This is a genomic window from Mesorhizobium sp. M5C.F.Ca.IN.020.29.1.1 (assembly GCF_003997375.1).
Taxonomy (GTDB): domain Bacteria; phylum Pseudomonadota; class Alphaproteobacteria; order Rhizobiales; family Rhizobiaceae; genus Mesorhizobium; species Mesorhizobium wenxiniae.
The window spans coordinates 1-12,961 of record NZ_RZSW01000126.1; the positions used below are offsets into that span (position 1 = coordinate 1).

The 12,961-nt window shown below is 63.2% G+C and carries 14 protein-coding genes and 1 tRNA gene; 8 read left to right on the top strand and 7 right to left on the bottom strand.

Annotated elements, in window-relative coordinates:
- Window positions 1-401 (top strand): hypothetical protein (locus tag EOA85_RS12915; RefSeq protein ID WP_206523290.1); only part of this gene is annotated, 401 nt, incomplete at its 5' end.
- Window positions 402-413: 12 nt separating this feature from the next.
- On the opposite strand, the gene EOA85_RS12920 is transcribed toward EOA85_RS12915, so the two are convergent.
- Window positions 414-695: a hypothetical protein gene (locus EOA85_RS12920; RefSeq protein ID WP_127209678.1), complete on the bottom strand. Its 282-nt coding sequence runs from the start codon at window positions 693-695 to the stop codon at window positions 414-416.
- On the opposite strand from EOA85_RS12920, the gene EOA85_RS12925 reads away from it, so the two are divergent.
- Entirely contained in the window at window positions 633-1,181 is a 549-nt protein-coding gene (locus EOA85_RS12925; RefSeq protein WP_245485731.1) for a recombinase family protein, read from the top strand. The two genes, EOA85_RS12920 and EOA85_RS12925, sit on opposite strands and share 63 nt — an antisense overlap.
- Before the next feature lie 502 nt (window positions 1,182-1,683).
- Here EOA85_RS12925 and EOA85_RS12935 read toward each other — a convergent pair.
- Together EOA85_RS12935 and EOA85_RS12940 are read right to left on the bottom strand one after the other, a co-directional pair.
- On the bottom strand, window positions 1,684-1,875 hold the full coding sequence (locus EOA85_RS12935) for a hypothetical protein (protein WP_127209688.1): 192 nt from the start codon (window positions 1,873-1,875) through the stop codon (window positions 1,684-1,686).
- Window positions 1,876-1,960: 85 nt separating this feature from the next.
- A complete protein-coding gene (locus EOA85_RS12940; protein WP_127209680.1) occupies window positions 1,961-2,632 on the bottom strand; it encodes a Crp/Fnr family transcriptional regulator in 672 nt (223 codons plus the stop codon).
- 223 nt (window positions 2,633-2,855) lie between these two features.
- On the opposite strand from EOA85_RS12940, the gene EOA85_RS37435 reads away from it, so the two are divergent.
- Entirely contained in the window at window positions 2,856-3,017 is a 162-nt protein-coding gene (locus tag EOA85_RS37435) for a hypothetical protein (protein ID WP_164759627.1), read from the top strand.
- A gap of 586 nt (window positions 3,018-3,603) precedes the next feature.
- Here the strand turns inward: EOA85_RS37435 and EOA85_RS12945 are convergent.
- A tRNA-Gln gene (locus EOA85_RS12945) sits at window positions 3,604-3,677 on the bottom strand.
- A 558-nt stretch (window positions 3,678-4,235) separates the two neighbouring features.
- Window positions 4,236-5,168, bottom strand: coding sequence for a lysylphosphatidylglycerol synthase domain-containing protein (locus EOA85_RS12950; protein WP_127209681.1), 933 nt, complete (start codon window positions 5,166-5,168; stop codon window positions 4,236-4,238).
- A 289-nt stretch (window positions 5,169-5,457) separates the two neighbouring features.
- Here EOA85_RS12950 and EOA85_RS12955 point away from each other — a divergent pair, with 289 nt between their 5' ends.
- Both EOA85_RS12955 and EOA85_RS12960 read left to right on the top strand, forming a co-directional pair.
- Window positions 5,458-6,837 carry a Ppx/GppA phosphatase family protein gene (locus EOA85_RS12955; protein ID WP_127209682.1) on the top strand — a complete coding sequence of 460 codons (1,380 nt, stop codon included), beginning with the start codon at window positions 5,458-5,460 and terminating at the stop codon, window positions 6,835-6,837.
- On the top strand, window positions 6,834-7,529 hold the full coding sequence (locus EOA85_RS12960; RefSeq protein ID WP_065008018.1) for an RlmE family RNA methyltransferase: 696 nt from the start codon (window positions 6,834-6,836) through the stop codon (window positions 7,527-7,529). Before EOA85_RS12955 ends, EOA85_RS12960 begins: the two co-directional genes overlap by 4 nt.
- Before the next feature lie 92 nt (window positions 7,530-7,621).
- Here EOA85_RS12960 and EOA85_RS12965 read toward each other — a convergent pair whose 3' ends face one another.
- Window positions 7,622-9,043 (bottom strand): DHA2 family efflux MFS transporter permease subunit, encoded by a 1,422-nt coding sequence (locus EOA85_RS12965; protein ID WP_127209683.1) that lies wholly within the window; start codon window positions 9,041-9,043, stop codon window positions 7,622-7,624.
- A gap of 349 nt (window positions 9,044-9,392) precedes the next feature.
- On the opposite strand from EOA85_RS12965, the gene EOA85_RS12970 reads away from it, so the two are divergent.
- The 3 genes from EOA85_RS12970 to EOA85_RS12980 all read left to right on the top strand — a co-directional run bounded on the left by EOA85_RS12970 (window position 9,393) and on the right by EOA85_RS12980 (window position 12,025).
- Window positions 9,393-9,668, top strand: a complete 276-nt coding sequence (locus tag EOA85_RS12970; RefSeq protein WP_127209684.1) for a hypothetical protein — start codon at window positions 9,393-9,395, stop codon at window positions 9,666-9,668.
- Between the two features lie 286 nt (window positions 9,669-9,954).
- Window positions 9,955-11,457 carry an IMP dehydrogenase gene (gene guaB / locus EOA85_RS12975; RefSeq protein ID WP_127209685.1) on the top strand — a complete coding sequence of 501 codons (1,503 nt, stop codon included), beginning with the start codon at window positions 9,955-9,957 and terminating at the stop codon, window positions 11,455-11,457.
- A gap of 25 nt (window positions 11,458-11,482) precedes the next feature.
- Window positions 11,483-12,025: a hypothetical protein gene (locus EOA85_RS12980; protein ID WP_164759628.1), complete on the top strand. Its 543-nt coding sequence runs from the start codon at window positions 11,483-11,485 to the stop codon at window positions 12,023-12,025.
- A 42-nt stretch (window positions 12,026-12,067) separates the two neighbouring features.
- Here EOA85_RS12980 and rnd read toward each other — a convergent pair.
- Window positions 12,068-12,961: ribonuclease D (gene rnd, locus EOA85_RS12985; protein WP_127209687.1), on the bottom strand; the 894-nt coding region annotated here is incomplete at its 5' end.

The window sequence follows — 12,961 nt, forward strand, 5'->3', positions numbered from 1 at the left end:
AGGCGTCCCCGTTGGTCGCCGCTCTGGCTGAACGGAGGGGCCCCTCCGTCGTGGTGCCATCTCCAGGCGAAGTCGTAGGGAGGAAGCCGCTGCTCGACGCTGCTGTCGGTCGGCGACGCAGGGATCACGTGATCGCGCCCTCCGCCAGGCGGGCCCTGCAGGCGCAGGCTGTCCTTAGCCTTGAATGGCCGCATGCCGACCCCTTCGAGCGCCTCTGCAACTCCGGGGTCCGCTCGGATCAGCTTTGCAAGGCGCGCCGTGATCGCGTCATGCAGCTTGTCCTCCTCGGCCGCTCGCTCGCGCGCGGCGTCGGCCTCCGCTCGCGTGCGCTCCGCCGCCGACGCGATCGACTGCTCGACTATTTCGCGCTGATACCCGGCGCCAGGCTCGTACTGAAGTAGATTTCGATGCCGTCAGGCATGGCGATATCCCCCCCGTTTGAACAGCATGATTTTGGTGCCGGCGAAGCGCTCGGCAAGCAGAAAATTAGCGATCTCTAATGATTGTCTGTGAGCAGAGGGGGCGCCACCTTGCGCTTCCCCGCTGCAGGTCGGGCCTAATCCGATCGCGCCCGCTCTCCACCAGAGGCGCGGGCCCTTTTTCATTCGTTCGGCCGATGCGCCTGCGAGCTGATCGCCGAATTTCAGGAAGTCGAGACAGGCAAAGGCGCGGATGCTTTGAACAAACGCCCCCAACTCGCTGCGGCATTGTCGGAAGCCAAGCGCAATGATTGCGCGGTCGTCGTCGCCAAGCTCGATCGCCTGTCCCGGGATGTGGCCTTTATCTCGGCTCTCATGGCGAAGCGGACGCCGTTCATTGTCGCGGAGCTGGGCGCGGACGTGTCGCCTTTCATGCTGCACATCTATGCAGCCGTTGCGGAACAGGAACGCGCCATGATTTCACAGCGCACGAAAGACGCGCTCGCAGCCGTTAAGGCCCGTGGCGTTCGGCTTGGTAATCCGCGGATCCGCCAGGCTCAGGAAGCGGCTGCAGAGCGCCGTACGGCCATTGCCAAAGACTTCGCAGCCAACGTACTGCCCATCATCAGAGAAATTCAGGCAACAGGTGCATCCATGCGGAAAACGGCCGCCGCTCTCAATGCGCGTGGAATCCCTACGGCTCGCGGTGGCACATGGGCGGCAACGCAGATCAGTGATATCTTAAAGCGTAGCGCGGTCTGAAGGCGCAAGCCGAGTTCGCACGCTGTTTGACAGAGTGGAGGCGGCGACGGGCGATGGACTGGGTTGCCGGATTCCCAGATCTTCCGGAGCGCCTTGATTAGCGTAGGCGCTAAGTGGTTCGGAAGTTCACGCAGGCCGAAGAAGCCCCAAGCCCTTTTTGATCTTCTCGAACCAAACGCGTTCCAAGCTCCTTCCCGAGGCCGTGCATCGGCAACTGGAAACCCGATCTTTGAGACGGATGGTCACATGGCCGCTCCCACCGCGGCTATTGCTGGTCCTATGTTGAACGCAAGCCTTCCAAGATTGGAATTGGGAGAAGATCACGCCCTTCACCGGCAAGCTTCCCGTGTTCCCCGAAATAGTACGCGAACTCCGTCCTTCGTAAGCTTTCACCGATCACCGCTCGATAAGTGATGACCCCCCGTAGCTCGCCTTCGCAAGGGCGCGCTACTCCGCCGCGCCCTTCGGTAGGAAAGCCCTTGGGCCTCCAGATCATCCCCGATCACGGCTTCGCCTTCAGTCGGACACCCGGGCTTCCGTGATTCAGAAACTCGATGCCCTCGGCCTCCAGCACGGTCATCACGGCGCGCACCTTATCAAGGCCACTCGTGAGCCCTTCGGCGCCTTTCTTCTCCATGGCGCTTACCGTGTTGATGTTGATTCCGGCACGCTTCGCAAGCGCCCCTTGGTCCATGTCAGCCAAGGCGCGGGCTGCGCGAATCACTTGCGGCCGAGGAGTATGAAACGTGCGGTGCCCCCCGCCGCAGCGACAGCCTTCGTTATTCCTTCTTGTCGACCAGCGCCCGTAGTGCCGAGACGTCATGCAGCAATAACCTGCTGCCGCGCTTTTCGATCAGGCCTCTCTTGGCGAGGTCGCTCATTTCGCGCGAGACCGCTTCCCTGTGCGTGCTCATCGTTGCCGCCAGCTCGGAATGCGTCGGTGCCGGGCTTATGGACACCTCGCCGTCCACGAGTGCGGCTTTCTCCGCCCGATGCAGGAGCTCGACGATCAGCCGTTTTCGCACGACCAGAGTGCTGTATTCGAATACCCGCTCGGTCATGCGCCGGAGCTGGGCAGACAGATGCTCAAGCAGCATCCAGGCAAAAGTCGGGTGGGTCATCACGATATCCCGGAATGCTGTGCCGGACAGCCGTGCAGCTCGGGTTGCCTCCAGCGCGACTACGCTGGCAGAGCGTGCAATCCCGTCAATGCCTCCGAGCTCCCCGAAAATGTCACCCGGTTCGACATCGCGATACGCTATCTCCCTGCCGTCCGCTGAAACCAGTGTCACGCGAGCCCGTCCTTCCAGCAGGAAGAAGACATCGCGACCAGTATCGCCGTGGGAAATGATTAGCTCGTTGTGTCGATAGCTGCGCTCGTGCCACCGTTTGGTCAGCGCGGCGAGGTCGGCATCGCAAAGTCTTGGGATGAAGGCCAGAGAGCCTGTCACAACGGTCTCTTGTTCAATCAAATGTACTTCACCTTACTCCCTATCCAAGGAAATTTGATGGCCGCAGGCCCCGCTTCCGGGATGCAAACTGGGAGCGGATTTTGCCAATGTTTTCCCCGGTGTGGGAATTCCCACAGCCGAGCCTGGTTCGACTGTCATATCCTTGTTGCAACGTCAGGCCCGCCGGCTCGTGTGCAAGCCGGCGAAGGGAAAGGGAACAGTCATGAAATTCTTGGCTCCCGTCACAAAACTTGCTGCGGTGTTTCGCAAATTCGTCGCGCCGCGCTACCGCCCGGAGCTTTATTACATGCGTGGCCCGGGGCCAGCCACCGCCCGCCGTATGAGCACGCCGCGGCAAAACCAATCCATCGACCACTATGCCTAACTTGCCTCGCGGACGGCTGACGCTCTCGCCCGGAGTGCCGTTCGCGCCGTTCCGTACCGGTCAATTCAGATCAATGAAGGGACGATCTGATCATGGTTATAATTCATGCTGTCGCCATTGGTCCATTTCGCAGGTGGTTACGCCTCCGCGCCGAGCGAAAAGCTCTCTTGTCGGCAACGGACCAGTTGAGCCGTTTACCCGATGACGTTCTTGGCGACATCGGCATCTCACATGACGAAATCATGTGCGCTTTGCGAAGCCGCGCCATCCGTCATGCGGAGGCAGGCGCGGCCGGCACGACGATCGAGCGCACCAGGATCGCTGAATCTGTGTCCCAATAATGCACAGGGGCCAACTGGCGAATCAAACAAGCCCGCTGCCTCACGGTTGCGGGCTTTCTTCGCTGCGAACATGGCGGGAACAAATGGGCTGATCCGTGTTGCAGTCATGTTGCAATGACAACAAGGGACGGACCGAGACAGGCCCGGAAAGCAAGGGGTTGAGCGCTACAGGACGTGAAAACCCATGCAACACGCACCGGTCGCGATGGTGCTGCGTAACCGATTGTTTTCATTCATGAAGTTCTTGGCTGGGGAACCTGGATTCGAACCAGGACTAACGGAGTCAGAGTCCGTGGGTCTACCGTTAACCTATTCCCCAGCAGGCGCAGTCTAAAGAAAACCGCGCGGGCAGCGCGGCGATGTCACCGCGCGTGCCTTGTAGCCGCCGCCGGAAAATAGTCAAGCCTGCCCAGGCATTTCAATCGGCGCGATTGCTTCAAGTTTTAATTCGGCTCTTGCCCATTCCGGGGCGAGACAGCGAAGCCACTGCATCGCTGCGTTCTTCGGCTACTGTAACGGCATGGATCCTAGGGTCTCCGCTACGTCGCTTCGCTCCTGCTCCGCCCTAGGATGACGAAGGCGTGTTGGCTTACGGCCGGTCGCATACGTTGGAAATTGGCACTGGCCGCAAACCTTGGAAATTGGCGTCGGTCGTAAACCTTATTGGCGGTTGCCGGCAAATCGCAAACCTCTAGGATTGGCCGAAACAACACTCCGTTCGTCATCCTAGGGCGGAGCAGGAGCGAAGCGACGTCGCGGAGACCCTAGGACCCATGCCGTGATCTCTGAGCGCTGCAGCGTTGAACAGGAGGGTCTCACCTGGCGTTGTGACCCATTCTTCACGCGCATCGTTAGTCCGAAGCGATTGCCCGGCATCTCAACTCTCACTTCGCCCGAGCTGCGAGTGCTCAAAATACAGCACGACCCCGAGCGCTATCACCAGCGGGATGATCAGGTAGAACAGCCGGAACACCAGCAGTGCGGCCAGCACGCCGACCGGGTCCATATGCGAAAGCCCGGCGAGGAAGACGACTTCGAACACGCCGAGTCCGCCCGGCGCATGCGAGATTTGGGCGACCGAGAACGACACCAGGAAGACGCCGAGCACGACGAAATAGCCGGGATTGCCAGCCGCGGGCAGGGCGAAGAAGATGATCGCCGCCGCCGCCAGAAGCTCGATCGGGCCGATCAGCAATTGCCGCGCGACGATCGGCAGGGCCGGATAATGGATCTGAAAGCTGCCGATCTTCAGCGGTCTGAGATGCAGCCAGCTGCCGAAGACATAGGCTGCCACCAGCAGCAGCATGGCGACGCCCGCGGCCATGGTCAGGCGATGATGCGGTGCGCCGGAGAACCGGTCGATGATTTCAGGCTCGAAGACCAGCACGAGGCCGGAGACGAGGATCGTCGACAGCACGAAGGTGATCCAGCAGATCGCCACCAGCACGCCGACATCCTTTCCGGTGAGGCCCCTGGTTCCGTAGGCGCGGTAGCGGATCACCGCGCCTGAAAATACCGAGCCGCCGATGTTGTGCGACAGCGCATAGGTAGTGAATGAGCAGAAGGTGACGAAGAGCCAAGAGACTCGTCTGCCGATATGCAGGAGCGCGATGTGGTCGTAGCCGGCCAGCGATGCATAAGCGATAACCGAGCTCAGCGCGGCGAGCATCCAGCCGCGGGCAGGGATGGCGACGATGCCGTCCCAGACATCGTCGAGCGAGATGCCGCGCAGTTCGTGCAGTAGCAGCCACAGCGAGAATACGACCGCCGCAATGCCGACGACCGGCCAGAAATAGCGCCTCCAGTTCATGGCGTGACGATCATGCGTTGCAGCCCCGTGCCCTCTTTCGGTTCGCGTCAGGGAAACTGGCCGCGATTCCGAATGTTCCATTCCGCCATTTCAGAAATGCCTTATCGAAGCCGGCTATTCAACCGGCAACGCGCGGCTCTTCCTGCTGCCGCTTCATGCCGCCGGCAAAATTCGGCCCCTGCGCTCTTGGTGATCCGGCCCGGCGCTGCTAGTCTGGCCGCAACTTAGAACACATGAAAGCGCCTGCTGCGTCCGATCTCCGGTTCGCGCGGCGCCGGAAGGAACGACAGTGGAAGACCACGACACCGGCGCTGGCGCGCCGGAAGTGGGCGTGTCCAGGGCTTCGCCGCCGCCTGCAGGCCAGGCAAGCCCATCCGCCGGTCGGCAGAATGGCCGCCCGGTGCAGCCTTGGTCCGGTCACGGACAGGCAGGCGACGCGTCCCAGCATCAGAATGGCCAGAATCAGAAGGCCAAGACCAGGAAGCGGCGCAAACGTCGGCGCGGCCGCAAGGTTTTCGTGCGCGATGACGCACAGCTCGCGGCGGCCGGGCTGTCGGCGGCCGCCGCCAGCGCTCCAGCCAGCCGTCCTCCCGAGGCGATCGTCGCGCCTTTGCCCTCAGCTGCGCCAAGCAGGCCGGAGCAGGACGTTCGCCGCTCGCCGGCGCAGGAACTGCCGGTGTTTGCCGCACTCGACCTCGGCACCAACAATTGCCGGCTGCTGGTGGCTGTGCCGACGCGCCACGGTCAGTTCCGCGTCATCGACGCTTTCTCGCGTATCGTCAGGCTGGGCGAGGGCCTCACCGCCAATGGCCGGCTCGGGCAGCCTGCGATGGACCGTGCGGTCGAGGCGCTGAAGATCTGCGGCGACAAATTGCGCAGCCGCAAGATCAGGAAGGCCCGGCTGATCGCCACCGAAGCCTGCCGTACTGCCGCGAACGGCGCCGAGTTCCTCGACCGCGTCGAGCGCGAGGCGGGTCTGAAGCTCGAGATCATCGACCGCCAGACCGAGGCGCGGCTGGCGGTGTCGGGCTGCGGCTCGCTGGTCGACCGCGACACGCAAGGCGTCGTCCTGTTCGACATCGGCGGCGGCTCCTCGGAAATCGCGCTGATCGACCTCACCGGCCACCGCTCGCCGAGGCTCGCCAACCATATCGTCTCCTGGACGTCGCTGCCGGTCGGCGTGGTTTCGCTGGCCGAGCGCTTCGGCGGCCGCACCGTCACCCGCGAGGTTTTTGCCGCCATGGTCGAAGATGTGGCTGTGCGCCTGCATGCCTTCGATGGGCGCGACCGGCTCAGCCATGTGCTCGCCAGCCCGAAATTTCATTTGCTCGGCACCTCGGGCACGGTGACGACGCTGGCCGGCGTCCACCTTGACCTGGAACGCTACGACCGCCGCCGGGTCGACGGGCTGTGGATGGACCGCGACAGCGTCGACCGCATGGTCGAGAAGCTGGTCGGCTGGGATTTCCAGCAGCGCGTCGCCAACCCTTGCATCGGCGCCGATCGCGCCGATCTGGTGCTGGCCGGCTGCGCCATCCTGGAAGCGATCCGCGCGGTGTGGCCGTCGGAGCGGCTGCGTGTCGCCGATCGCGGCCTGCGCGAGGGCATATTGAGCGAATTGATGGCCGACGACGGCGTCTGGCGCAGCAATGGGCGTGATAGGCGATGACCAAGAAGCCGGAAAAACCAGGCTCAGCCGGCATTCGCGTGCTGAAGACGCGGATCAAGAAGAAGAGCGGCCTGAAGGAATCGTCGCGCCGCTGGCTGCAGCGCCACATCAACGATCCCTATGTCCAACGCTCCAAGGCCGACGGCTACCGCTCGCGCGCGGCCTACAAGCTGATCGAGATCGACGACAAGCACCATCTGCTCAAGCCCGGCATGAAGGTCATCGACCTTGGTGCGGCACCCGGCGGCTGGTGCCAGGTCGCCGCCGCGCGGACGAAATCGACGGCCGAACACCCGCATGTCGTCGGCATCGACTATCTGGAGATGGACGCGGTGCCCGGCGCGCCGGTGCTGTTGATGGATTTCCTCGACCCGCAGGCGCCGGAAAAGCTCGCCGAAACGCTCGGTGGCCAACCGGACATCGTTTTGTCCGACATGGCGGCGCCGACGACCGGCCACCGCCGGACCGATCACATCCGCACGATGTATCTGTGCGAGGTGGCGGCTGATTTCGCCCTTTCGGTGTTGAAGCCGGGCGGCCATTTCCTTGCCAAGACGTTTCAGGGCGGCGCCGAGAACGAATTGCTCGCCAGGCTCAAGCAGAATTTCCGCTCGGTCCATCACGTCAAGCCGCCGGCCTCGCGGGACGAGTCGGTCGAGCTTTATCTGCTGGCGAAGGATTTTAAGGGGTGAGAAGCGGTCCGCGTTAGCGGACGAAAAGCCAATTGCTTGGCTTTTCGAGCTTCGAACGCCCTGAGCCTGCGAAGGGCCGGGTGGTGAAGGGCTCACTGCCCCGCCGGTGGACCCGCCTCCAGCGTCTTGGGCGCCGTCAGCCCGCCATATCCTGACACGGCGTTGCCGGCGTTCGGCGCCAGCCGCATGAATGACAGCGATGCGGCCGCCGACACCGCCGCGACGATGAAGAACGCGATGTGGAAGTCGCTCAGCGTCAGCGGCCCGCCATGGATTGTCGTCGACACTTCCAGGATGCCGCCGGCCAGCGCCACGCCGAGCGCGATCGACAGTTGCTGGAACACCGCGGCGATCGGCGTTGCCTTGCTGGTGTCGGCGGTCGAAATCTCGGCATAGGCAAGCGCGTTGATGCCGGTGAAAAACATCGAGCGGATGAAGCCGCCGACGAGCAGGGCGGCGAGGATCAGCACATAGCGCGTGTCGGGCGTGAACAAGCCGTTGATGGCGATCGACGCCGCCGCTATCAGCGAGCCGAAGATCAGCACCCGGCGGAAGCCGGCGACCCTGAAGATCAGCGCCGTGACGAATTTCATGCCGATCGCGCCAATCGCCGCCACGAAGGTGATCATTCCCGACTGGAACGGCGTCAGCCCGAAGCCGATCTGGAACATCAGCGGCAAAAGGAAAGGCACGGCGCCAATGCCGATGCGGAACAGCCCGCCGCCGAGAACCGAGGAGCGGAACACCTGGTTGCGGAACAGCTCGAGCGCCAATAGCGGATTCTTGGCGCGGCGCGCATGCAGGAGATAAAGCACAGCTGACGCCAGCCCAACAGCCACGGTGAGAAAGCCGGCGATCGGCGGCAAAGCGGGCAGGCTGACCACCGACAGGCCGAACACGATGCCCGATGCCGCCAGCCCGCTCAGCACGAACCCGATGAAGTCGAGCGGCGGCGTCTGCGCCGATTCGGTCTCCGGCAGGAAACGCGTAGCGAGCCAGATGCCGATCAGCCCTATCGGCACATTGATCAGGAAGATCCAGTGCCAGGTTAAATAGGTGGTGATGAAACCGCCGACCGGCGGACCGACGAGCGGCCCGACCAGGGCCGGGATGCTTAGCCAGGACATGGCGGCGACAAGCTCGCTTTTCGGCGTGGCGCGCACCAGCACAAGCCGTCCCACCGGAGTCATCATGGCGCCGCCAATGCCTTGCAGGAAGCGCGACATCACGAAAGCCGGCAGCGAATTGGACACGGCGCAGGCGACCGAACCGACGATGAACACGGCGATCGCCGCCCGAAACACGTTCTTGGCGCCGAAACGATCGGCCATCCAGCCGCTGATCGGAATGAAAACTGCCAGCGACACCAGATAGGCGGTCAGCGCCAGCTTGAGCGCGACCGGGCTGGTCTGGAGGTCGGTGGCGATCGCCGGCAGCGACGTTGCGATAACGGTCGAATCCATGTTTTCCATGAACAGAGCGACCGCCAGGATAAGCGGAATGGTGCGGTTCATGGAACGCGTCCGGATTTGAATGTTGCGTCGTCGATTGCTTTGCCGGTCCAGGGGAGGGGCAGGCCGACAGGCAGGGCGGGTTACCACGGGTTGGGTCGGATGTCGCCTTAATTTGCCGTCACATTTGTGCGACCCTGGCAGCCGTGCCAGTCCGAAGCCTTGCGAAGAATGGCGCTTAAATAAAAGGCCCGCCTCGGCGGCGGGTCGGTTGGCGCAAATCAGCACCATGCACAAATCAAGAGCATAACTGCCGACGGATCACGAGCGCGGAAGCGCCGGGAACGATTCATTGATGATATGGGCCGGAACCGGTTTATCCGAGTTAAACCCCTTTGAAGTGAGATGCGTCATGAAGATGCAAGGCACCATGCTTGCCGCGTGGGTTGCAATCGTCGGAGGCAACAGCGTGGCTGCTGCCGATCCGTGGAAGGACGAGAGCGGCCATGGCAAATGGCAGGACCGCTACCGATACGAAGATAATTATGAGCGGAAGCGGGAACGCTACAGCTCCAAAGAGGAATATCGGCGCGGCAACTGCACGATCGAGCGCAAGTGGGAAGGTGACGAATACAAGGAAGAGATCAAGTGCAAGCGGGGCAAGCGGCGCGTTTACGATTACTATTAGGCCATCCATCGCCTGCCGGCGCTCAAATTTCAACCTGACCCACTACCCGAGCGACTATCCGAGCGCGTATCTTTCCCGCTGCGCTCGCAGAGCAGCGGCGAATGCCGGTCACCAATCCATCATCGCGAAGGCACCAAGCTGAGTTCGCAGCCCTGCCGTGCACAAGCAATCGGCTTTTCATCGGCGACGGGACGTGTTACGAGCCAGCGCCAATCCTGAAAGGGAAGAAGACGAGTCGGCGCTGTCCATCCGGTCCAGCGCTTTTCATGCATTCCGAGGGCTGGCCATGGCAAAGATTATCGAAACGTCCACGGGCGCATTGGCGCTGACCTTTGACGATGTGCTGCTGCAGCCGGGTCATTCCGAGGTCATGCCCGGCGAGACCGATATCCGCACCCGCATCGCCGGCGACATCGACCTCAACGTGCCGATCCTGTCCGCCGCCATGGATACCGTGACCGAGGCGCGTCTTGCCATCGCCATGGCCCAGGCTGGCGGCATCGGCGTCATCCACCGCAATTTCTCGCCGGCCGAACAGGCCGAGCAGGTGCGGCAGGTCAAGAAATTCGAATCCGGCATGGTGGTCAACCCCGTTACCATCGGCCCCGACGCGACGCTGGCCGACGCCTTGGGGCTGATGCGCACCTACAGCATCTCGGGCATTCCGGTGGTCGAGAATGGCGGCGCCGGCGGGCATAAGGTCGGACGGCTGGTCGGCATCCTGACCAACCGCGACGTGCGCTTCGCTTCCGATCCGGCCCAGAAAGTCTACGAGCTGATGACCCGTGAGAACCTGATCACGGTCAAGGAAAATGTCGATCAGGACGAGGCCAAGCGGCTCCTGCACCAGCACCGCATCGAAAAGCTGGTCGTGGTCGATGGCGACGGCAATTGCGTCGGGCTGATCACCGTCAAGGACATCGAGAAGTCGCAGCTCAACCCGCACGCCACCAAGGACGTGCAGGGACGCTTGCGCGCGGCGGCCGCCACCAGCGTCGGCGATGACGGGTTCGAGCGCGCCGAGCGCCTCATCGATGCCGGCGTCGACCTTCTGGTGATCGACACCGCCCATGGTCATTCGCAACGTGTTCTGGATGCCGTGACGCGGGCTAAAAAGCTGTCCAATTCGGTCCGCATCCTGGCCGGCAACGTCGCCACGTCAGAAGGCACGCTGGCGCTGATCGATGCCGGCGCCGATGCCGTCAAGGTCGGCATCGGGCCCGGCTCCATCTGCACCACCCGCATCGTCGCCGGCGTCGGCGTGCCGCAGCTTTCGGCAATCATGTCGGCGGTCGAGATAGCGCAGAAATCGGGCGTCTCGGTCATTGCCGATGGCGGCATCAAATATTCCGGCGATCTCGCCAAGGCGCTCGCCGCCGGCGCCAGTGCCGCCATGATCGGCTCGCTGCTGGCCGGCACCGACGAGAGCCCGGGCGAAGTCTATCTGCACCAGGGCCGCTCGTTCAAAGCCTATCGCGGCATGGGCTCGGTCGGCGCCATGGCCCGCGGCTCCGCCGACCGCTATTTCCAGGCCGAGGTGCGCGACACGCTGAAACTGGTGCCGGAAGGCATCGAAGGGCAGGTGCCCTACAAAGGACCTGTGTCCGGCGTGCTGCACCAGCTTGCCGGCGGCCTGAAAGCCGCTATGGGCTATGTCGGCGGTCGCGATCTTGCCGATTTCCGCGACCGCGCCACCTTTGTACGCATATCCAACGCCGGACTTCGTGAAAGCCACGCCCATGACGTCACGATCACCCGCGAAAGCCCGAATTACCCCGGCGGAGCCTAACCAGTTCGCACGAAGCCTGACGGCAATGATGCTGCGGCTGTCGCGCCACGCTGCCGCGCTCTGTTTTGCCTGCGCGGCGGTTTTCGTCGCCATGACCGCGATGGAATTCCTCTATTTCCGCCAGCTGAGTGGTGGCCTGCCGTCACTCGATTTGCGCTGGACCGGCTTCACCCCGGATGAGGGCATGGCCTGGCTGACGGCGCTCGGCCGGCGCGGCAGCGAGATCATTCTGGTCTGGCACTACCTGACCTTCGACCTGCTGTTCCCGGCGCTGCTGTCGCTGACGCTGGTCAGCTTGATCCTGGCCACGGGGCGGCGCCTGAAGAACTTCCGGGCTCTGCCCGCGCAGCTCCAGTCGCTGTTCGCGCTTGTCCTGGTGCTGCCCTACACGCTTGCCGATTATGCGCAGAACATCGCTGTGGCCCGCCTGCTCTCGGATTTCCTGTCGGCCAATCCGGATTCGCTGTCCTTCGCCTCGGCGCTGATCGTCACCAAATTCGCGTTTCTGGCGATACCGGTCATCGTCATCGCGGTTTTCCACCTGGCCGGTCAGCCGCGCCAGCGTTGACTTTCCTTCTCCCACAACAAAGGGAGAAGGATGTGGCAGACGTTACAAATCGAACAGCGCGATCTTGCGCTTGTCGAACTTGATCGCAATCTCGCCGCGCACCAGTTTGAGCGCGGCCTCGCCGAACACGGCGCGTCGCCAGCCTTGCAAGGCCGGCACGTCGGCGGCCTCGCCCTCGGCGGCGATGCGGTCGATGTCGTCGCTGGAGGCCAGCACCTTCGAAGCGACGCCCTCCCTTTCGGCGACGATCCGCAACAGGACTTTCAGCAATTCAGCGGCGGCATTGGAGCCTTCGGGCGGCTGAAAACTCTTTGGCAGCTTCGGCATCTCTTCCCTGGGCAAGGCAAGCGCGCTGTTGATCGCGCCAAGCAGCGCCGTTGCCGTCGCTGACCGTTCCCAGCCTTTCGGCGTGGTGCGCAGCTTGCCCAGTGCTGCCGCATCGCGCGGCGCCTGCTGCGCCACCTCGTAAATGGCGTCGTCCTTGAGCACCCGGCCGCGCGGCACGTCGCGTTCGCGCGCCTCGCGCTCGCGCCATGCGGCCACCGCTTGCACGATCGCCAGTTCCTGCGGCTTGCGCAGCCGCATCTTCAGCCGCTTCCAGGCGTCCTCCGGATGCGGGTCGTAGGTTTCGCGCGCAGTCAGCACCTCCATCTCCTCGTTCAGCCAGTGGGCGCGGTTTTCCCGCACCAGCTCGGCGCTGAGGTGCTGGTAAACCTCGATCAGATGGGTGACGTCGGCAAGCGCGTAGTCGAGCTGTTTTTCGGAAAGCGGCCGGTGGCGCCAGTCGGTGAAACGTGAGGACTTGTCGAGCCGAGCGCCGGTGATCTTCTGGACGAGCTGGTCATAGGAGACACTGTCGCCGAAGCCGCAAACCATCGCCGCCACCTGGGTGTCGAACACCGGATGCGGCACCAGATCGCCGAGATGAACGATGAT

What these genes read in the sequence shown, in the direction of transcription:
- EOA85_RS12935 (WP_127209688.1), bottom strand. Translation starts at nt 1,875, where the DNA reads ATGGACCAAGGGGCGCTTGCGAAGCGTGCCGGAATCAACATCAACACG.
- EOA85_RS37435 (WP_164759627.1), top strand. Translation starts at nt 2,856, where the DNA reads ATGAAATTCTTGGCTCCCGTCACAAAACTTGCTGCGGTGTTTCGCAAA.
- EOA85_RS12950 (WP_127209681.1), bottom strand. Translation starts at nt 5,168, where the DNA reads ATGAACTGGAGGCGCTATTTCTGGCCGGTCGTCGGCATTGCGGCGGTC.
- EOA85_RS12960 (WP_065008018.1), top strand. Translation starts at nt 6,834, where the DNA reads ATGACCAAGAAGCCGGAAAAACCAGGCTCAGCCGGCATTCGCGTGCTG.
- EOA85_RS12965 (WP_127209683.1), bottom strand. Translation starts at nt 9,043, where the DNA reads ATGAACCGCACCATTCCGCTTATCCTGGCGGTCGCTCTGTTCATGGAA.
- EOA85_RS12970 (WP_127209684.1), top strand. Translation starts at nt 9,393, where the DNA reads ATGAAGATGCAAGGCACCATGCTTGCCGCGTGGGTTGCAATCGTCGGA.
- guaB (WP_127209685.1), top strand. Translation starts at nt 9,955, where the DNA reads ATGGCAAAGATTATCGAAACGTCCACGGGCGCATTGGCGCTGACCTTT.
- EOA85_RS12980 (WP_164759628.1), top strand. Translation starts at nt 11,483, where the DNA reads ATGATGCTGCGGCTGTCGCGCCACGCTGCCGCGCTCTGTTTTGCCTGC.